The organism is Streptomyces montanisoli, from assembly GCF_017813245.1.
GTDB lineage: Bacteria > Actinomycetota > Actinomycetes > Streptomycetales > Streptomycetaceae > Streptomyces > Streptomyces montanisoli.
On sequence record NZ_JAGIQL010000117.1, the window covers coordinates 1 to 21490 of the forward strand.

The 21490-nt window shown below is 66.8% G+C and carries 9 protein-coding genes and 4 pseudogenes; 6 read left to right on the forward strand and 7 right to left on the reverse strand.

The genetic code is table 11. From position 1 onward, the window contains the following. Window positions 1–225: 225 nt before the first annotated feature. Together JFN87_RS23695 and JFN87_RS23700 are read right to left on the reverse strand one after the other, a co-directional pair. A pseudogene (locus JFN87_RS23695) lies at window positions 226–636 on the reverse strand (IS701 family transposase); the annotation flags it as partial. Window positions 637–1110: 474 nt separating this feature from the next. Then, window positions 1111–1362, reverse strand: a pseudogene (locus JFN87_RS23700) (IS701 family transposase); the annotation flags it as partial. Window positions 1363–1438: 76 nt separating this feature from the next. On the opposite strand from JFN87_RS23700, the gene JFN87_RS23705 reads away from it, so the two are divergent. Then, a complete protein-coding gene (locus tag JFN87_RS23705) occupies window positions 1439–2152 on the forward strand; it encodes a site-specific integrase (protein ID WP_209343032.1) in 714 nt (237 codons plus the stop codon). On the opposite strand, the gene JFN87_RS23710 is transcribed toward JFN87_RS23705, so the two are convergent. Then, window positions 2101–2574, reverse strand: a complete 474-nt coding sequence (locus tag JFN87_RS23710; protein ID WP_245181008.1) for a site-specific integrase — start codon at window positions 2572–2574, stop codon at window positions 2101–2103. The two genes, JFN87_RS23705 and JFN87_RS23710, sit on opposite strands and share 52 nt — an antisense overlap. After that, a complete protein-coding gene (locus JFN87_RS23715) occupies window positions 2571–3419 on the reverse strand; it encodes a helix-turn-helix domain-containing protein (protein WP_209343034.1) in 849 nt (282 codons plus the stop codon). Before JFN87_RS23715 ends, JFN87_RS23710 begins: the two co-directional genes overlap by 4 nt. A 112-nt stretch (window positions 3420–3531) precedes the next feature. Here JFN87_RS23715 and JFN87_RS23720 point away from each other — a divergent pair, with 112 nt between their 5' ends. Beyond that, a complete protein-coding gene (locus tag JFN87_RS23720) occupies window positions 3532–3912 on the forward strand; it encodes a hypothetical protein (protein WP_209343036.1) in 381 nt (126 codons plus the stop codon). A gap of 424 nt (window positions 3913–4336) precedes the next feature. Here JFN87_RS23720 and JFN87_RS23725 read toward each other — a convergent pair whose 3' ends face one another. Further along, window positions 4337–5434, reverse strand: coding sequence for a hypothetical protein (locus tag JFN87_RS23725; protein WP_209343037.1), 1098 nt, complete (start codon window positions 5432–5434; stop codon window positions 4337–4339). A 583-nt stretch (window positions 5435–6017) separates the two neighbouring features. Then, on the reverse strand, window positions 6018–9020 hold the full coding sequence (locus tag JFN87_RS23730; RefSeq protein ID WP_307865574.1) for an FG-GAP repeat domain-containing protein: 3003 nt from the start codon (window positions 9018–9020) through the stop codon (window positions 6018–6020). A 417-nt stretch (window positions 9021–9437) separates the two neighbouring features. Here JFN87_RS23730 and JFN87_RS23735 point away from each other — a divergent pair, with 417 nt between their 5' ends. From JFN87_RS23735 to JFN87_RS23745, 3 genes and pseudogenes are all read left to right on the forward strand, one after another. Continuing rightward, window positions 9438–15737, forward strand: a complete 6300-nt coding sequence (locus tag JFN87_RS23735) for an RHS repeat domain-containing protein (RefSeq protein WP_307865575.1) — start codon at window positions 9438–9440, stop codon at window positions 15735–15737. A gap of 24 nt (window positions 15738–15761) precedes the next feature. Then, on the forward strand, window positions 15762–16337 hold the full coding sequence (locus tag JFN87_RS23740; protein WP_209343039.1) for a hypothetical protein: 576 nt from the start codon (window positions 15762–15764) through the stop codon (window positions 16335–16337). Window positions 16338–16484: 147 nt separating this feature from the next. Further along, a pseudogene (locus JFN87_RS23745) lies at window positions 16485–17286 on the forward strand (transposase family protein). Window positions 17287–17663: 377 nt separating this feature from the next. Here JFN87_RS23745 and JFN87_RS23750 read toward each other — a convergent pair. Continuing rightward, window positions 17664–17996, reverse strand: a pseudogene (locus JFN87_RS23750) (TIGR02391 family protein); the annotation flags it as partial. Window positions 17997–18091: 95 nt separating this feature from the next. Between JFN87_RS23750 and JFN87_RS23755 the strand changes: the two are divergent. Beyond that, complete coding sequence (locus tag JFN87_RS23755) at window positions 18092–20506, forward strand: DEAD/DEAH box helicase (protein WP_209343041.1); 2415 nt, start codon at window positions 18092–18094, stop codon at window positions 20504–20506. The last annotated feature ends 984 nt before the right edge of the window (window positions 20507–21490 follow it).

Genomic DNA, 21490 nt, shown 5'->3' on the forward strand with positions numbered 1-21490 from the left:
ACTCGGGTCGCACCTCGGCGACCATCCGCACCGCACGACGGCGCAGCTCAACAGGATAACGGGAAGGACGTGCCATGACTCGATCCTCTCATGAAATCGAGTCTCCACTTCACCCGGTACGGTTCACTCGGCTGGTTTCGCTCAGCGACGTCCGGCGGTGAGCCGGCCGTCGAAGGTGATGCCGAGGGGTTGCAGCGCGGCCTTCCAGCGCATGATCCAGCGTTTGCGCCCAGGGTAGCGCGCCCGGTCGATGGCGGCGTGTCCGTGTCGGGAGGTGTGAGTGAGGTAGACGGCGACCTGGGCGTTTTCGATCCGCCCGGCGGTGCCGGTGTACTGGCGCCGGACGCCGACGGTGCGGGTGCCCTTCTTCAGGTCGCCGGTCTCGTCGACCACCAGCACGGCCTGGTCGTCGGCCAGGTGCTCCAGCACGAAGGCGCGCAGGTCGTTCCGCACGAGGTCGGCGTCCCATTTCGCCCGGCCGGGCAGGTGCTGGAGCCTGTCCGGGCTGGTGTCCCCGGTGTGCTCGGCGATCGCCCAGCAGTTCTTGCGCGGCAGGTCAGCCAGCAACCCGGGCACCAACTGCCGGGATCGATACTGGGGTTCAACCCGCGCGAAGCGGTCCGCGATCCGCTCCATCAAAACCTCGAACATCGCCCGCCGGGGAGCAGGCACTACGCTGTGACCTGCGGCCACCGCTTCATCGTCAGTCCACACCTCACGATGACCATCGGTGACCGCAGCCATCTCCGCACCGGGGTCCCACCAGCAAGATCACATCTACTGCTGGAGTACTAGTACTCCAGCCGGACTTCTTCATTAGCCCTGGTCAACGGCTTGCGTGTGGGGAGTGTAGCGGCGTGGGGTGGGTGTGGGGCGGTCTTTGCCGGGCTGTCCTACGAACGAGTGGCCGCGCCGCTTGTAGTGACAATGGCGGGCGCGTGCTTGGTGGCGGCGACGCCAGTGGGACCACGTCATCGTGTGGCCGAGGTCCGGAGCGCGGTGGTGGGGTCCAACTGCCAACAGACGTCGAATTTCGGCTGGTGTGAGGTCCACGAGGTCGAGTGTGCCCCGCTCGGTGCCCCCTTTTTTTCGTTCCTGGCCGGCCAGGACGGCGAGGAAGGCGTGCGCGAGCATGGCGAGTGTGATGTGCCGATACCAGCCCACGTAGCGGCGGACTTCGTACTGGTCCAGGCCGCATTCGTTCTTCGCGCTCTGGAAACATTCCTCGACCTTCCACCGGCAACCGGCGATGCGCACCAGGTCGGCGACGGTTGCCTGGAGGGGTGCGCTGGCGAGGTAGTAGGCGAGTTCGGCGGGCTTGGTGATGCTGCGGCGGGCCAGCATCCAGCGCTGCCGCGTGGGTTTGTCGCCGTCGAACTCGGCCACGGCGGGCAGGCGGGCTGCGGCCCAGTCGTACGACGTGGTCAGCGACGATGGCGTGAAGAATCCCTTCGACGCGGTGCAGCGCCCGGTCATCGACCCGGACTTCTCCCGGACCGAGGGCTACACCGAACAGCAGTGGATCCAGCTGCTGGTAACCGCGCGGGACCACCACCGAAGCACCGCATACCGCACGCGCGCGTACGCACTGCTCCTCGTCCTCTATACCTGCTGCCTGCGCATCGAGTCGCTGCTGGCCGCCCGGGTCGAACACCTCGGCTACGACAAGGGCCACCACGCCATCAGGGTGAAGGTAAAGGGCGGCAGCTGGCGCAAGAAGCCCATCCCGCCCATCGCCTGGGACGCGCGCTGCAGAACTACCTCGACGGCCGCACGGACGGCTGGCTGTTCCAGACCGCGAGCGGCGGCCAGCTCGACGAACCGGCCGTGTGACGGCTGCTGCGCCTCCCTGGCGAAGCGAGCCGGGCTCGGCGACGTCCGGCACCCGCCGCACGGGGTCAAGGTCGACGCCATCACCCATGCCCTGGCGAAGCCGGACGACCGCCCCGACAAGATCCAGCGCTGGGCTGACCACAAGGACTCCCGCACCACACAGCGCTACAACCGCTGCAAGGAACTCCTCGACGACAGCCCCGGCTACGCCCTCGCCACCGACATGGCCGACGCCTGGAGCACGCAGAAGTTTGAGCAAGGGCAACCTCAGGGCCGGTCGGCGGAACCGAGCGCAAGCCGCGCTTCCGCTTTGAGGTAGGCGAAGAACGGGGATGCCGACGAGAGGGCGTTCGCGCGGGAGGCGTCCGAGTAGGGAGTGCCGATGCGGGTCATCTCGCCGCGTGCTCCGCCCTTGACCCGGACCCAGGTGGGCGTGTTCTGCAGGTACAGCCGGAAGGCGTCGGCCAGGGGGAACGTCACCGCCATCGGGTGCGCGCCGTGCTCGCGGGTGAACTCCTCGAAGATCCGAAAGCCGCGGGCGTACGCGCGCTGTGTGTTCTCGGAGCGCTGGTGGGCGATCCAGGAGGCCGCGAGCGTGGGCAGCAGGTCGTCGGCGCCGTACAGCGCGACCAGGTGGTCGTAGAGCCTGCTCGCGTGCACGGGCCACTGCTCGCGCGGGTCGCGGGCCGTGGCCGGTACCGTCTGCGGCGAGCCGGTGGCCACGGGCGCGGGCGTCGTCACGAAATCCTTCTGTCCCGGCTGCTCTCGGTGTGCTCGCTTGCTTCCAGTGCTTGCAGTGCACGACTCGTCGCCGATCCCGGATCCGGCAAGGCTGCCTCTTCGAAAGCGGTGTCGAGTTGCATCACCTGGACCGCGAGCTGCGGATCGAGTTCAATCTGCCCGTGCACGGCGAGATTGCGCAGCACCCGGAGGGCTCGCCTGAACTCGGCGACGGCCTGCTCCGCCTGCCGTGCCGAGCCACCTGCCTTGATCTTGAAGAGCGGCGGCGCTGCGGCGGCGGAAGGTGACTCGAAGACGACATCGACCTTGTCCGCCCAGGAGGACCGGTGCTCCTGCGGGATGTAGGAGAGCAGGATCTCGGCGAGCTCGTTCGCTCCGGCCAGAGATCTCCCGGTGACCGCACGGTGCACGGTGGAACGCGAGCGTCTGGACTGCTCTGCCAACTGGCGCAGGGAGGGCCTGCCGGCGGCGGCGTACAGGCGCCCGAGAAGAGCTGAGCGGTCGGCGTCTCGGTGGTAGTTCCCGAGCATGTGCGCCGGGGACTCCACGCCCGCGGCGACACCCCTGCCGGCGGACGACCGTGCCCGCTCCCACCGTCGCGCCAGCTCCGCACGGCCTACCGCATCCAGCTGCGCGGCGTCGGCGAAGGCGCTGACGGACTGCCAGGACGGCATCACCCGGCCGGAGGAGGCCCGCGACAGCGCCGACGGGCTCGCAGAGGTCCGTGCGGCCAACGCCTGGAGGCTCAGGCCCGACGCGGCGCGCAGCTCCCGCAGCTGTGCGGCCAACGCCTGGAGGTCCGACGAACGGTCCGGCGCGATGGGCTTTTCGGGGCGTCCCGGCATGTGTAGTGACCTCCTCGTTTGTCGGGCCCTTTGCATCGTCCCTATTATTGCGGGACACGTGCGTCACGGGGGCGTCAGACGGCCCTCACGGATGCACCCTCAAGGGGGATGGATGACGGTGCTCCAGATCGAGTACTTGGCCTTCGCCGTGGTCGCGGCGGCCTTTGCGGCGTTCGCGGGTTTCCAGGTCGCCCCAGCCGACTCGGGCGGACTCGTGCCGCCGAAGCGGGGATGGAGCTGGGCAGCGGGAGCGGCGGCGGCCGCAATAGCGGACCTGGGCATACTGCAAGACCTGCTGGGACTACACGGGGGCCCGCCGCACGCCGAGCGGGTCGGTGCGGTCGGCATCGGCGTGTTGTGCGCCGGGTTCGTCGCACTGGTCGCATACACCCTGAACCGCGGCGCAGGGCGCGGTCCGCGCTGGCGCACCACGGCCATCACGTTCAGCACGGCGCTGGGCGTGCTCACCGTGGTGACACACATGGTGGCCTGACGGCCGCCCTGGTGATCGTGTCCCCGGTGCCGGGCGGAGCGGATGCTCCGCCCGGCACGCGCGTATCCGGACTCTGCGCCCGACCGGGGGCCGTGCCATCGCTCGCTCCCGCTGGCCCCTCCGCGCCGACATCGACGGTGCGTTGCGGACCGCTCAGGCAAGCCCTGGGACAGCAGACGCGTCACGACGTCCTTTCCGACGTAGTCGATGCGGACCAGCTTCGGCTCGTCGAGCGCGTGGAAGATGGTCTCGCATGGCCGGAAGTTTCTGGCGAATCCCTCGCGCGTCCAGCGCTCCATCCGGTCCCGGCCGAAGTCGGCGAACGAGCTGGCGCGGTAGTGGTCCCAGTGACTGTGCATCACCCCGCGCCAACCGTCCGGCAGGACCACCATGGCGCCGCCCAGTTGCATCGCTTCTCTCCTGCTCAATGACTGGTGCTACGCGTCTTCTTCTCGGCGGATTTGCCCTGGCATTTGGGGCACAGAATCTGACCGGTGTCGGGATGTGCGGCGTTGGTGGGCCAGTGCCGGCCGCAGCCGTTGCAGCGGCCCAGGTCGGCCGGGACGGGGCGGGTGTGGCAGCTGGTGCAGTACAGGGTGTCCTTGCCGTCGGCGAATGACATCCCGTCGATGAGCGTTGGGCACGAGCAGTTCGGGCAGTACCGTCCCGGGCTGTCCCACCCCGCTTCGATGCCGTAGACCTCGATGAGGTCTCGCGCGGGCCACCTCCCCGTGCAGAAATGGCAGATACCGCCGCCGTCGTCGTCGCCGAGGAGCAGGGCGGGCTGCTGGCAGGCCAGGCAGTAGACAGTGCGGTCTTCCGCATCCTTGAGCTCGTTGCCGCGCAGACGGTTCATCCGGCGGGTGACGAAGGACTGGATGGCGGTCACGCCGTCGCGCACCATGTCCAGGTCATACTCGGCGGCATGGGCCCATGCGTCCGCCTCGTGCTCCGAGGCCGCAGGTATCAAGGCCTCCTCGGCGAGGAAGCCGAGCAGGAAGTCCAGGACCTTGGCGGCGCGCGCTTCGAGCGCGCGCGCGTTGTGGGTGAGGCCGTAGTGCTGGAGGGCGTTGCGGGTCTCGGCGAGGTCCTTGAGTGCGCGGGCGTCCTTCTCGCTGATGGTGACACCGGCGATGTTGCGCAGCCGCTTCACCGCGGTGGCGGTGGTGCAGCTGTCGAAGGACGCCTGGAGGAAGCTCTCATGGGTGGCCGTATCGAGGTCCCGGAAGACGAGGCTCCAGTGCTCGCGGATCAGCCGTGCCTTGAGGAGTACCTCGGCGGCGGCCTGGAGGTGGAGCACCGCGTATTTGAGGTCCCGCGGCGTCCCGCCGGTGTCCGGCTGCAAGTGAGTGACGACGCTCAGGAGGTAGTCGATCCCGTTGAGCACCGGCGGGAAGTCGAGCTGTGCCTCCGCCCCGAGCCGGAGCCGCACGTTCTTGGTTGCCCGGGGACATGCCAGCTTTACTTCCGGCATGTCGGGCGATTCACCTGGTTGCGGGACATTCTGATCCGACGTCAGCATAGGTACAGGATAACCGTAATTATCCTGTACGTTTCTTAAACTTGTCATAGCCTGCCGATACCGTGAGAAGTCACGGCCAGACGCGGCCGCCGTTCGCCGCCGCCATTCGAAATGGATTCGCAGGACAGCGGCTTCCCGAAGGAAACCGCTGCCCTGCTTCTGGGATCATCTGTCGTAGACCCAGTAGACGAAGAACATGGCGATAGCGGCGCCCAGGACCATGCGCGTGATCGTGTACCTCGCCGCGCCCGAGATCATGTGCGCAAGTATGCGCCACACAGCAACCCCCTCACATGGCCGGCTGAGAGCCTACTGCCGGTAGGGCAGCCTGGGGACCGGCTAGACAAGGTTGGCCGGCCGCCACCTGTGCACCAGATGGTGCTCATGTTCGTGCACGTCGGCGCGCCGTGGATGACGCAGAAGACCCAACAACCGAGTTACACCAGTCCCTGAACAGACCCTCAAGGCCATCGGCAAGCCCGGAAGACCCTGGTAGATATAGAACAAGCTGAGAGAGCGGTTCGAAAGTATGGGGTGCGGGGGCGGGAGGCTGTGTGGCCCGCCCCCGCGTTTGAGGGATCGGTCAGTTGAGTTGTTGGAATTGGTCCCAGCCTGAGATTCCTACTTCGGTTCCGCTGCCCAGGCTATTGGAGTAGAAGTAGAGTTTTCCGTCTTCTCCTGTGGCCCAGATGTCGGGTTTTCCGTCTTGGTTGGTGTCGGGGGTGGCGGTGAGGAGGGGGCGGTGGGTGTCTGTCCAGTGGGTGCCGATGGTGGTGGCTGTGGAGCCGATGGCGAGTCCTTCGCCGTTGGGGCCTGTTCCGGCGTATTGGCGGAGGTCTCCGCTGCTGCGGTTGCGGGCGAAGAGGTCGACGCGGTTGTCTCCGGTGTGGTCGCCGGGTGCGGCGATGTCGTAGCCGGACCAGTAGCCGTTGCCGATGAGGACGGGGGGCCTGGTTTCGTCGAGGTAGAGGCTGTCGGACCCGTAGTAGAGCCACAGCAGGTCGCCGGTCTTGACGATGAGGTCGGTGTGGCCGGGGACGTCGATGGTGCCGTCGTCGTTGGTGTCGAGTGGGCCGTCGACGTCTCCGATGGCGAGGATCTGGTCGGCGTTGGCCCAGTGGTTGTCGGCTGGGTCGTAGACGTCGAGGGGTTGTTCGTCGGTCAGGCAGGACTGGGAGTGCCCGTCGGCTTGCTCGTCGCGTGCGGTGCAGGCATATCCGCGGCCGTTGTTCGGGAACACGGCGAGGCTCTTGCCGTCGCTCCCGGGGAGGAGTGCGACGAGGTCTTCGTAGCCGTCGCCGGTCCAGTCGCCTCGGTGGGTGATGGAGGCGCCGTCGAAGTCGGTGTTGCTTGCGCTGGTGTAGGGGGCGAGGAATCCGTTGCCCTGCCCGGCGTAGAGGCGGAGGGATCCGTCGGTGCGGATTCCGTAAAGGTCGCCGATGCCGTCGCCGTTGAGGTCGCCCGGCTTGTCCGGGGTGGAGGGGCCGTTGGCGTAGAAGTAGTAGGAGTTGGTGTCCGAGCGGTTGTTGGCGGCGTCGAGGCTGCGTACCGCGAGCCGGTGGGCACCGGCGGCCGGCGGCGTGAGTTTGAGCGCGGCCTGGTCTTTGGGATCGCTGGAGGTCGTCGGGGACAGCGTACGCACGGTGGTGTCCCAGTCGGTCCAGTACTCGTACTTGGTCACGTCGCTGACGCCGCCGTTGGTGATGGTGAAGGTGCCCGGGTCGCGTGCCTGTCCTGTGCTGGCCGGCCATCCGTCACTACCGTCGGGGAAGTCGGTGGAGGCGATGGTCGGCATGCTGCTGGGCCGGTTGGGATCGAAGTTGAATCGGCAGGTGGTGCTTGGCGCCCAGGAGGATGCGGAGCTGGAGTCGAGGGTTTGGACCTTCCAGCCGAAGGTGCCTTTCGCCGCGCTCAGGTACTTCGACAAGGTGGCCTTGGGGACCTTCACTTTCGCGACGCTGCCGGAGGGTACGGAGATGGCCTGGTTGAAGATCTCAGCGCCGCCGGAGTAGTCGTTGTTGCCCCACAAGCGGAACTGGCCCTTGACGGTGCCGCCGTCGGGGTCGCTGACTTTGGCGGTCAGTGTGACGTCGGTGTTGCCGATCGTCGTGTACGGGGCGGCCGTGTCACATCCCCCGCTTGAAGGAACAGTCGCCAGGTTGGTGGGTGTGTTGGGCAGCGTGTTGTAGGTGGTGGACAGGACTGCCGACTTGGCGCTGAACTTCTTCCACCCGTAGACGTCGCTCTCGTTGCTGGCGCGCATTCCGAGCGTGATGTTGTTCCACCTGCTTGCGGCGGCCTTCTTCGCGGCGGACGTCACGTCGAAGGCGAGGTTTGCCGCGGGGCACGACGATGAGTAGCCGTTGGCGTCGTTGACGGTGTCGAGCCGGCTGCTCCAGCTCGGCTGGTGGTTCCACGAAGTGGAGCTGGAGATGGAGCCGGTCAGCCAGAGTTCCACGGGTCGGGCTGTGCACGACCACGACCAGGTGTTCTTGATGCGGAACGTGGATTTGACGACCTGCTTCTTGGTGTTCCACAGGTTGTTGCTGTCCATGCGGAAGAACGTGCGGGCCAGCCCGTTGGTCTGGTTCTCGTATCCGACGCGGGCTGTGCCGGTGGAGGAGCCGGAGCCTCCCCAACCGGCTCCGTTGTAGAAGGTGCCGTCCGGGTGGCTCTTGTAGGCGATGGTCCAGGCCTCGCGCCCACCGGTGACGGCCGGGTCGATGTAGACCGGGTAGGTGGTGTCGTCTCCGGTGAGCAACGGTTGGTCCGGGGCCAGGGTGAGCTCGCTGTCGGTGACGGTGATGGGAACGTCGGCCTGCTGGGCGCCCTGCCCGGGCTCGAATTCGTCCGCCGGCGGCGAACTCGCCTCGGACGCCGCTCTCGCGGCCAGGCTGTGCGCCGTGGACGTAGGAGTGCTGCTGTCCCACATGCGCGGTGCCGGCGCGACGAAGACCTGCTGGCCTGCCGGGTTGACCGCGCTGAGGTTGCCGGAACTGTCGGTCGAGGCGGTGAGTCCGTCCGTGGCAAGGCCCAGACTGATGCGGCGGAGGTCAGGGTTTGCTGCTGCCGTGGCCGACTTGACGACCAGCAGCTGGCTGAAGCCGCCGTTGTTCGCCTGCAGCTTCAGGTCGACGTCGGGTAGGACGTTCGGGTACGTAACGGTGTTGTCGGCTACCTGTGGCGTGGGCAGGGCTGTCGGCCAGGAGAAGGACATGCTGCGTCCGTCGCGTACGACGGTGGCCATGGGCGTGCTGCCGCCGTCGGAGAACGACACTGCGACAGTCGTCGCTTTCGTCGCGATACGCCCGTCCGACCCTTTGGTCAGGGTCGGGTCGATGGGGACGAGTGTGTGGTCCTGCTGTGTCCACTGCGGTGTGGCGTACACGTCTTGGGTGAAGGTACCCGACGGGTTGGCGAACACCTGGGAGGTTTCGGTGCGCTGCGAGAGAACCTCTACGGGGTCGCCCGTGTCAGTGGCCTTGGCCAGAGCCTTTGCCTCGTCGCTCTGCGCGCTGTGGACTGCGGCCGTCGGCTCTGAGGTGACTCCCGGCGCCGCAGCGGCCGGCGTGGCGGGGAGCGCCACTGCTGCAAGCGCAGCCAGCGCCAGGCATGCCGTGAGCCTCCCTGCGGACGCGGGTCTCCTTCGTCTTTGACATGTCACGGCCTCAGGTGCCGTTCGAAAGGTGATCACTTCACATCCTGGATTGTCAAGGTCTTGTGAGGGACTGTCGATCTCGGTGGCCTCGTGGGGAGTCACCTTCGCACAACCTCAGCCCACTGTCTCCGCCTGGACATAGACCACAAAGGGCAACGTTCTATGCCGTAAGTGCACTGCGAGCAGCCAGGGTTGAGGATTTGTGGGGGGTGCTTCATTCCGTGGCGGGTGCTACCGTCCCGGTGATCTGTGATCTTTCTGTGAATGGGTGGGGGCTTTGCTGTGCCTGGACGTGGTCACTTTTCCAGACGAGTCCGAAGATGGTCGCGCCTCGCGGCCGTCAGTGTGGCGGCGTCGCTGATAACCGGCGCCCTGGGCGCGCCGATCGCCGCTGCAGCGGAGCTGGACCTCGCGAAGCTTTCCAAGCCGCATCCGGTGCACACGTCGGCGGTGCACAAGGGGAGAAACGTTCACCCCGATCAGACGGCCGACCGCGCGTGGGACACGAAGAAGGACGCGACCTGGCCACAGCCCGGTGTGACCACCCTGGACGTGACCGATACCCCCTCGGCCGAGGCCGGTTCGCTCCCAGTCCGGATCCGCAGCGCCTCCTCCCAGCAGAGAAAGCAGTCGGCTCCAGCTGCTGAGCGCCTGCAGGTACAGACACTCGACCAGTCGGTTGCAAAAGCTGTGGGTGTCAAAGGTCTCATCCTCGCGGTCCGCCCCGCGGGCGCCGGTCACAAGACGGCCGATGTGCGCATCGACTACAAGGGCTTCCGCAACGCCTACGGCGGAGACTGGGCATCTCGCCTCACGCTGCGGCAACTTCCCGCCTGCGCCCTGACCACCCCCGGCAAGAAGGGGTGCGAGGAAGGCAGGGCACTGCCTACGGTCAACGACCCGAAGTCCGCGACACTCACCACGACGTTGCCACTGCTGCAAACGGCCACTGCCACCACCATCCCGACTGCACCGGTTGCGGGCGCCGCGTCGAGTTCCCCCTCCGCGACCGGCCTGGCCGCCTCAGCAGGAACGACGGTTTTGGCGGTTGCTGCGGCACCGTCGGGTTCGCAGGGCAACTTCAGCGCGACGTCGCTGGCCCCATCGGCCTCGTGGTCGGCCGGCGGATCGAGCGGCGGGTTCTCCTGGTCGTACGACATCGACACACCCGACGTTCCCGGCGATGTGCAGCCGGACCTCGCGCTGTCGTACTCATCGCAGTCCGTCGACGGGCGCACTGCGGCGACGAACAACCAGGCCAACAGCATCGGTGACGGATGGTCTATGGAGCCCGGCTACGTCGAACGCCGCTACGTCTCCTGCAGCGACGACACGACCGGCAGCAACGCACCCAGCAAGAGCGGTGAACTGTGCTGGAAGAGTGACAACGCTGTCCTCAATCTCGGCGGGCACTCCAGCGTCCTCGTCAAGGACGACGCCACCAAGCAGTGGCACCTCGACAGCGACGATGGCACCAAGGTCGAGAAGCTGACCAGCTCGAACCGTCACAACGGTGACAACAATGGCGAGTACTGGAAGGTGACCACACCCGACGGCACCCGCTACTACTTCGGCTACAACCGCCTCCCGGGCTGGTCGTCGGGCAAGCCCGAGACGCACTCCACCTGGACCGAGCCCGTCTACGGTAACCAGGCAGGGGAGGACTGCCACGCCTCCTCCTTCGCCGACTCGTGGTGCCAGCAGGCCTGGCGGTGGAACCTCGACTACGTGGTCAACCCGCACGGGGACGCCATGGCCTACTACTGGACAGCCGAGACCAACTACTACGGCCGCAACGTCAACACCACCACCGGGGCGTCGACGGCCACGATCTACGACCGTGGTGGCTACCTGGACCGCATCGAATACGGTCTGCGCTCCAGCAGCATGTACGGCCAGAAGGCTGCGGCCAAGGTCGACTTCACCATGTCCGAGCGGTGCCTCAGCGACTGCGGAACCTTCGACAAGACGCACGCCAAGAACTGGCCCGACGTGCCCTTCGACCGGTACTGCGCACCCAACACGGACTGCAAGGGGCAGTACTCGCCGTCCTTTTGGACCCGCAAGCGACTCACCGGCATCAGCACCTCCGTCCTGACCGGCGGCGTCTACAAACCGGTCGACTCCTGGGCCCTGACGCACCAGTTCCCCGCCACCGGCGACGGATCCAGCCCCGCCCTGTGGCTCGCCTCCATCACCCGCACCGGCCACACCGGCACCGGAGACGTGACCCTGCCGGCCGTCACCTTCAAGGGCCAGACGCTGCCCAACCGCGTGGAGGGCGCCACCACGGGTGGCGACGCGGACCCCATACCGCCACTATGGCGCTACCGCATCTGGGGCATCAACACCGAATCCGGCGGCACCATCGGCATCACCTACTCCCCGCAGGACTGCAAGGCCGGCGACGTCCCCACCCCGTCATCCAACACCCGACGCTGCTACCCCGTGATCTGGTCCCCGCCAGACGCGCCCGCCGCCAACTACGAGCCGTACCTCGACTGGTTCCACTCCTACGTCGTCACCCAGGTCATCGAAACCGACAACACGGGCGGTGCGCCGGCCAAGGAGACCGACTACAGCTACCTCGACGGTCTCGGATGGGCCAAGGCCAAGGACGACGAGTTCACCAAGGCCAAGTACCTCACCTACGGAGACCGCAAGGGATACGGCCGCGTCCAGGTACGCACCGGCGCCGGCAGTGACCCGGTGACCCTCAAGGAGTATCGCTACTTCCGCGGAATCGACGGCGCCGAGGTCAAGGACCACGAAGGCGTTGCCGTTACCGACCGCGAGCAGTTCAGCGGTATGACACGGGAAGAGGCCACGTTCGACGGGGACGGCGGAAAATTGCTGTCCACCACCAGCTACACACCCTGGCGTTCCGCGGCCACGGCCACCGGCTCGAGGCCCGACAACCTGCCGCCGCTGAAGGCCTACGCGACCGGCACAGCCTCGGAGAAGACCCGTACCGCTGTCGGTAGCGGCTGGCGCACCACCCAGACGGACCGCACCTTCGACAACCACGGCCAGGTCCTGAGCTCCTCCGACCTCGGCGATGCCTCCAAAACCGGCGACGAGGAATGCACCACCACCACGTACGCCAAAAACGCGAGCGAGAACATCCTCAATCTCGTCGCCGAGGTGAAAACGGTGGCAAAGGCGTGCGGCACCACCCCGTCCCTGCCCGACGACCTCGTTTCGGATGCCCGGCACTACTACGACGGCGCCACCAGCCTGACCACCGCACCCACCAAGGGTGACGAGACACGCCTCGACGAGCAGGACGCCAAGGGCACCGGCTACCTGACCACCGGCAGCTACACCTACGACCTGCACGGCCGGCAGCTCACCCAGACCGACGCCCTGGGCCACACGACCACCACCGCCTACACGCCCAAGACGATCGAGCCGCCGACCTCCTCGACCGAGACGAACGCACTCGGCCAAACCACCACGACCACGCTCGATCCGACCCGAGGCACGACCACGGCGACCGTCGACGCGAACGGCAAGCGCAGCGACGCCGTCTACGACGGTCTCGGCCGCATCGTGCAGGCCTGGCAGCCGGGCTGGAGCAAGGCCGACCACCCGACCGCACCCACGAACCAGTTCGCCTACAAGATCTCCCGCACCGAGGCGAACGCCGTCACCACCAAGACCCTCAAGCGCAACGGCGACTACGCCATCAGCTACCAGCTCTACGACGGCCTGATGCGACAGCGCGAGACCCAAACCACGGCAACCGGCACCAAGGACCGCATCGTCACCGAGACCCTCTACGACACCCGCGGCTTCGCCTGGAAGAACTACGCCGCCTACTACACGACCGGGGCACCCTCCGACACCCTGATCAGCGCCTGCGGATCAGACTCCCAGCCCGGCGAGTGCGACAACGCCGTCCCGAGCGCCACCGAAACCCACTTCGACGGATCCGGCCGGCCCACCGCCGCGATCGCGCTCAACTACGGTGACGAGAAGTGGCGGACCACCACGGTCTACGGCGGCGACCGCACCACGGTGATCCCCCCGAGCGGAGGCACCGCCACCACCACGGTCACCGACGCCCGCGGCCGCACCACCGAACTGCTGCAGTACACCAACGCCGACCGCAGCGCCTCACAGAAAACCTCGTACAGCTACGGCAAGTACGACGAACCGATCGCGGTGACCGACCCGGAAGGCAACGTCTGGAAGACGACCTTCGACGCCCGCGGCCAGAAGATCGCCACCGACGACCCGGACACCGGGCACTCGACCACGAGCTACGACGACGACGGCAACGCCGTGTCCACCACGGACGCTCGCGGTACCACCCTCACCGTCGGCTACGACAAGCTCGGCCGCAAGACTCGCGTAAGCCAGGGCAGCACCACGCTCGCGGACTGGACCTACGACACCGTGGCCAAGGGGCAGCTGACCAGCAGCACCCGCTACATCGACGGTGCCGCCTACACCACCGCGATCGGCTCCTACACCGACCGCTACCAGCCCGCTTCCCAGACCGTCACCATCCCCTCCGCCGCAGGAGCTCTCGCAGGCACCTACACCTGGAGATACGGCTACAACGCCGCTACCGGACTGCCCGACTGGACCCTCGACCCCGCCATCGGCGACATCCCCTCCGAGCACGTCACCACCGGCTACAACAGCGACGACATGCCCATCCAGCTCACCCACAGCGGCGCCACGATCGTCAACAACACCCTCTACGACGTCTTCGACCGCCCCAGCCGGACCGAGTTCGGAAACCTCGGCAAAAAGGTCTACGACACCCAGACATACGACGAGTTCACCGGCCGACTGACACGGCAGACCACCGACCGTGACCTCGCACCGCAGCGCATAGACGACACCACCTACGCTTACGACCCCTCAGGCAACATCACGGGTATCACCACCGCCAGTGGACAGGACCAGGCCCGCACGGTCGACACGCAGTGCTTCACCACCGACCCGCTCGGACAGCTGACCCAAGCATGGACCGCCGCAACCGACTGCTCCAAGGCCCCCACCGACGACACGGTCGGCGGCCCCGACGCCTACTGGGAAAGCTTCGGCTACGACGCCATCGGCAACCGCACCACGCTCACCGACCACCACACCAGCACTGACGCGGGCAGCGACGTCACCACCACCTATACGAGTCCGGCCCTCAAGACCGGCCTTCCCCACGCCGTCCAGCAGGCCAGTGTCGAAGGCGGGCCCCATTCGGGAACAGTCGACACGTTCCAGTACGACAAGGCCGGCAATACCACTCAGCGCACCATCGATGGCGAGACACAGAACCTCACCTGGGACCCCGAAGGCCACCTCGCGACCGTCTCTACGCAGGGCGGTACCACCAGCTATCTCTATGGCGCCGACGGCGAGCGCATGATCGCAAAGAACGCTGACGGCTCCCAGACCCTCACGCTCCCGGAAGGCAACGAGCTCAACCTTTCACCCACCGGAGCCAAGACAGGCACCCGCTACTACGACTTCAACGGCGAAACCGTCGCCGTACGCACCGGATCCACCACCTCCTACCTCCTGTCCGACCACCAAGGCACTGCCCTGACCGCCGTCGCAGTCACCACGCTCGCCATCACTCGCCGCAAGCAGCTCCCCTTCGGAGCCAACCGCCCCACCGGCGCCGACTCCTTCCCCGGAAACCAGGGCTTCGTCGGAGGAACCATCGACCCGACCGGCCTGACCCATCTCGGCGCGCGCGAGTACGATCCAGTCCTGGGACGCTTCATCTCCCCAGACCCCGTCATCGACTACCAGCAGCCGGCCCAGATGAACGCCTATGCCTACGCCCGCAACAGCCCCGTCACCAGCAGTGACCCCGACGGCCTGTGCCCCGCAGACCTCTGCGGCGTTGGTTACCCCATCGGCGGTACCGGCACCGGCCCCAACAACCCCACCCGTTTCATCACCAAAGCCCCCAAGCACTCCAACCGCTGGGATCTCGGCCCGTACATCAACAGCAGCGGTAAGCCCTTCGCACCGCCCCGTTCCGTAGCCAGAGCCTGGCACTACATGACCAACGCCGCAGCCAAACGAGCGAAGGACCAAGCGAGCGCCGCAGCAGACAGAGCCGCCAGAGCCGCGATAGCCGCCAAAGCAGCCGCAGAAAAACAACGCCGCAAAACTGACGGAATCTTCGGAAATATCATGAAGGGGCACTTCAGTGACGCGTGGAAACAGACTAAATCTGGACTGCACGACACATTCGGAACGTGGGAAGGTTGGAAAAATCGCGTCATACCCGGGATCGGTTTCGCTGCCTGCGCTGTAGCCTCGGCTGGCCTGTGCACAGGAATCGGACTGGTTGCTGTTGGCGCAACGTTCATCGGCGACAGGGTCACCACGGGCGAGTGGCACTACGCTGCTGCAGGGAAGAGCCTGGCGTGGACCCTTGGCGGAGGGCTCGCCGCGAGAGGACTTGCAGGCAGCTGGCGAGGATCTGCCTTCCTGAGTCGTACGCGAGTAAAGACCGTATATCAAAAGCAGAACGTCACCATCTATGGATACCGGAAGACTCTTGACGTCGGTGCTACGCAAGCCAATATAAGTCTCAACATCGCAAACTCGGGAACATTCTGCGGTGCAGGCGCTGCCAGCCCCGGGAGTGCAGCGCGATGGTGGTGCGGAAACTAAAAATGGTAGCCTGAAGCGTGAAAAATGGGTCAGGAGAGCGAGACGGCAATGCCAGAATTGAACGTTCAAACCAGTCTCCGACGTCGTTCCTGGCTCATTTTTTTCGGATGCGCAATTGTGGGCCTCGGGATAGGAATGTTCTTCGCGGTGCGCGTCGGTGATTTCCGGACCGGCTGGCAGGGGATACCGATCTATTTGCTACTGGCGGGCATCCTTGGTCGCATCGCCAGCTCCAAGGTGGAGTTGCGGGCCAACGTGATCGTCGTTATCAACCCGCTGCGAACTCATTCGATTCCAGTAGCCGCAGTGCACGACGCGATTGTCGGCGATGACGGAACCCTTGAAGTGCAGTTCGGTGATGAGGAAAAAGTTGCCGTATTTGCATTCGGTGGATCCCTTATTGACCGTCTGAGGAAGACGAGCGATAAGGCAGCACGAGAAATTCGTGCATGGCTACGGGCGAATCAAGAATCTTGTGACGAGCGTCCTGTGACCCCACACGTCCATTGGACGCGGTGTCGTTTCCCCGACATGTCACTCATCTTTTGTGTGGTGACGGCGGGGGTCGGCGCGATCGCCATGGCGCTCACCAGCAGTTGACGAGTCCGAGTAGCTCACAGGCAGGGCCTCTTCGGGCCGGCGAGCGGCGTCACGAGGCTCTTCACTGAACCTCTTTCATCCTGTGCTGGCGGGTGAAAAGCGCTGTTCAAAGGGTGTGGTGACGAAGCAGGGCCCCTTGTCGTTGGCGTGGTGATTCCACTCAGCACACCGGCGACCGAAGGGGCCCTGTTGGTTCCGTATCCTGCCACGCTCGACGTTCCGCACGAGCTTGTCGAGCATGTTGCCTGGCTGCTCTACGAGCACCGCCGGGCCCGTAACACCCGCTGGCGGAAGCTCGGGTGCTTCAACCAGGCTCTGCTCACACTGGTCCACCTGCGCAAGAACGAGACGTTCGCCCAGCTCGGCGCCGGGTTCGCCATATCGCAGGCCACCGCCTGGCGCTACGTGGACGAGACCTTGGAGGTGCTGGCTTCCTGGTCCCCGGGCCTCCACGAAGCCCTCACCGGCCTCGGTGACGGCGACCACGTCATCGTTGACGGCACTCTGATCCTCACCGACCGCGTCCGCGCCGATCAGCCGTACTACTCGCAGAAACACAAGAAGCACGGCATGAACGTGCAGGTCATCGCACGCCCGGACGGCCCACCACTGTTGTTCTCCCGCGCAACACCCGGCCGCACACACGACCTGACCTCCGCTCGTGCTCACGGCATCGTCCAGGCCTGCCTGACCCGGCAGATCCTCGTGCTGGCCGACCGCGCCTACCAGGGCGCCGGCGCCACCTTCCGCACCCCCTACTACCACCACAGCGAACAACCCGAGCACTACCAGCAGTTCCGACCACGCCCGACACCGCGCCCCCGGCGAACGCGCCTTCGCCCAACTCAAGTCCTGGCACATCACGCGCAGAGCGCGCTGCTCCACCCGCCGCATCAGCACCATCGTCCAAGCCATCCACACCCTGATGACCTGCGACTATTCGGGATGAAAGACGTTCAGTGAGCAGGAACTCCAATTCTTCATCGATCGATCTCGGAAGCGGCAGAGATGGGCCGCGCAGCTGTGGACCGCTGCGGCGCAGGTGGCCGCGGCGCAGGTCGCACCGGCGCCCCGTCCTTGAGTGAAGAACATGCGCTGATCGGCAGGCTCGAGACCGAAGCGGGGAGCTCCGCGGGCCTCGATATCGAGGAGTTATCCCATCGGGCCCATCCTGCCAGCGGCCGGCGCCCGAACCCTGCTCGAGTAGGGCCGCGCCGCCCCAGGGGGGTGAAGGGCGGCCCATCATGGGCGTGCCCACCTGCGCGAGAGGTGTTCGGCAACGCTGCGCTCAGTGCGACACGGGTGCGGGTTGCACTGAGCGCAGCATCAAGGGGTGACGTGCGCGCTGTTGATCCGCCGGTGCACCATCGGCAGCGTGGTGAGCAGTTCCAGCAGTTCCTCGTCGGTGACTGTGCGGTGAAGACGCGGCTCGTGTGCGCCCGGGTTGCGGTACATGCTGAACAGGCCCTTGACCAGGTTCGCCAGTCCTTTCTGCTCATCCAGCTCGGGCCCCGTGGCGTTCGCGTTGATGGCCACCCGGGCCGTTTTCTGGCCGGGCATGAGCACCGCGTCGACCAGCCGCGCCCCGTCCAGGCCCTGGCCGGTGAGGGCCCGCAGCCGGTCGGCCACCGACTTGACCGCACCTTCGCCCCCGCTCCGTAGAGCCTCGGCTTTCCGGCGCGGCGGGCAGGCCCCGGCAGTGCTCTGGGTCTTCTAGGCTCGTGGCCTGGTCGGATGACAGGGGAGCGCGTGTGATGGATCGGAAGGCCGCTGTTGTGCTCGGCGCCGGCCGCAAGGTGCTGCGCCCGGATCAGCAAGCAGCGTTGGACGCTGGGGTGAAGCAGTTGCGCCGGCCCGGTTCGCGTGGTCTGTATGTCGCGGCGACGGGCACGGGCAAGACCTTGACCTCGATCCGGATCGCCGAGGCCCTGCAGGTGCGTCTGGTGCTGGTCGTCGCGCCGACGCTCGACTTGCTGGCGCAGACGGCGCTGGCGTGGCGGGCGGAGGGTCATGACGAGGCGATGGTGATCGTCTCGTCGATGGACGCCTCCGCCCACGAGGGCCTCGCTGCGCGCGGTGTGGGCTCCACCTCTGACGCGGGGGTGATTGCCAACCTGATGGCGTCGGTGGGGGAGGGGGAGGGCGGGCTGGGGGTGTTGACCCTGCTGTGCTCTTATGACTCTCTCGACAAGATCGAGGCGGCTGGCCGTACCGGCGTGCCGTCCTTCGATTTGGCGATCATGGATGAGGCGCATCGGATCGCGGGCCGGGCGGACAAGAAGTGGGCCGTGATTAACGACCAGGCCCGCATCGCTGCATACCGGCGTCTGTACATGACGGCGACGCCCAGAGCGTTCGGGGCCCCGGAGCTGGCCGAGTCGGCCGGCCTCTACCGGCCGGCTGGTATCAGCGAGCGCGCGGGGGAGAGCGCGCTGGATCCGATGGCCAACTCGATGTCGAATGAGCGGGTCTACGGGAAAAAATTCTTCGATTATCCGCTGGCGCAGGCGGTCGCGGACGGTACGGCTGCGGACTATCGCATCGTGGTGCCCACCGTGACCGGCGCCGACCTGCGCGCCTTGCTGAACCGGCCGCTGCGCGCCGGCGACGGGGAGGGAAAGCAGGAGGCTGCGCTGCGGACCACCGCTCTGCACCTGGCCGTCCTCAAGACCATGGCCGGCCGCGGCCTGAAGCGGGTCTTGGTCTTCTTCAACCTGATCGCCGACGCCGAGGCCTTCACCCGCGAGATGGGTCAGACCCTGCGCCTGCTGCGCCGCACCGCCCCCGACAGCTGCCCTGACGTTGACCCGCAGGCCTTCTACGTCCACGGCGATCACACCCCCCAGCAACGGGCGGACATCTTCGACGCCTTCGCCGCCTGCGAGTGTGCGATCCTGACCTCGGCCAAGGTCATCGGGGAGGGCATCGACATCCCCTCCGTCGACGCGGTGGCTTTCGCGGATCCCACCCGCAGCGTGGTGCGCTGCTCCCAGGCCCTGGGCCGTGCGCTGCGCCTGGACGTCTCGGGCAAGATCGCCAGCCTCATCGTGCCCGCCTACGTGCCCCCGGGCGCGGACCCGCAGGACATCCTCGGCACCGCCTACGAGCCGGTCTGGGCCATTGCAACCGCGCTGGCGAGCCACGACCACCGCATCCTCGAACGCCTCCCCGACAAGGCCAACCGCCTCCCACGCGAGGTGAGCACGCTCGTAAAGTCGCGCTGGAGTTTCGACTTCACCGTGCGGCCCGAGCGCATCGCCCGGGCGATGGACCTGGTCGCCTTTGACCCGCGCGACACCCTCTCCCGTCCCCGCCGCGAAGGCCTCGCCTCCGCCCAGGCCTTCCACGATACCCACGGCCATCTCGACGTGCCCACCGACCATGTCGACGCCTACGGCTACACGCTGGGCCAGTTCATCACCGGCATGCGCGAAGCCCACCGAGCCGGCCGCCTCGAGACCGACTGGAGAGCAGAGCTCGACGCGCTCGGCATGATCTGGGACAAACACGACGCCGCCTGGCGCGCCCGCCTGACCACCGTCGCCGACTACCATGCCGCCCACGGGCACCTCGCCGCCCCCGCCACCACACGGCTGGGCGCCTTCCTCGCCGAACAGCGCTCGAAAGCCGCACACGACCGCCTTGAGCCCGCCCGCGCCGCCGACCTGGCCGCGATCGACCCGGACTGGCGACTGCCCTACGGCCCGGACTGGCACCGCAAGTACCACCTCCTGCGCACCCACCTCGCCGCCGGCCACGCCCTCCAACCGGACACCGTGGCCGGGGGCGTGCCCGTGGGAGCCTGGGCCCACCGCCAACTCGTGCGTTTCCCTCAGCTGCACGAGCACCAACAACGGATGCTGGCCGCGCTCGGCCTCGCCCCCGCGGAGACATCCCTGACCGCGCCATCCCGCGCGCGACGCACCTTCGAGGAGACGGTGCAACTGCTGGAGCTGTTCCTCCACCGCCACGGCCGCATCCCCAGCGCCCGGGAGGACATCACCGTTGACGGCGAGACGGTCCGCCTCGGACCGTGGTTCGCCAAAATCCGTACCCGCCACCGCGCGGGCAGCCTGGATAAGGCTCAGGCAGACCTGGTGGCCTCCCTGTTCGACGGCGACTGGACCAGCAGCGATCCCCAGCCCTCCGCCTTCACGCGAAGCAGCTGACGCGCAACGCCCGGGCCCGCTAAAGCTGGACTGCCCGGCCGGACGCCGCAACAGCCTCGAGGCCGTGCCCTCCGCAGCGGACGCCGGTCCGCCTGGTGCCGCGCCGTGACCTGCCCCTGTGGCTGTCAGGCGGCGGTTGCAGGAGGTGTTCAAGACGGGCGCGGTACTCGCTCACGGCGGCGGTGCGGCCGGGCAGGCGGAGCGTGAGCGCGGTCTGGAAGGGCAAGCGCGGCCGGCATGCCGGCCGCGGGATCCAAGGGGAGGCGGCGGCCACAGTCGGCCCTTGGCCAAGCGCTTCAACAGCACAGGCGAGCCGCTGGACGTGCTGCGCGCGTCGAGACCACCGACCCGGGCCGGAGGCACGATTGAAGCGCTGCAATCGATCGGGAGCGCTTCAATTGAAGCGCCACGGCTACGCCCCTACCGCCGCACAAGCCAGGGAGCTGGATCTGGACCTCGACCGCCGCCTCACATAGGCCCTCGGCCGGTGAGCGAACCCTCCACGCCGTCCTCGACGAGTGGAAGTGTCATGCGTCATGGGCGCTCCGCATTCCTTTCGTCCTGCCCGGGTGTGCCGGGTCTCTCTTCCAGATATCGGCCAACTCGACCCCACCGACAAAGACACAACAACACATCAATTCCGTGTAGTGTGTTGTGAATGCGAGAGGGACCTAGGGAAAATAAGGAATCAGCGAAACCGGGACCGGAAGGAAGCACCCTCACCCGGCCCCTTGCCAGCATCTTTTGCCAACACGACACAGCAACGAAGAGACTCGGAGGACCGAAGAAGCCAAGGAGCGCAGCGGATTGGCGTAGAGGCATGTAACGCCTTGTCAAGACCCGCGCAGCGGGCTTGACAAGGTCCACGTAGCGCAGCGCAGTGGACCCGACTGATCCCCCGCAGGGGGATCACAACACAACACCATGCGCAGCATGGTGTGTTCATTCATACCTGGCGCAGCCAGGTATTACCCGCTCCGCGGG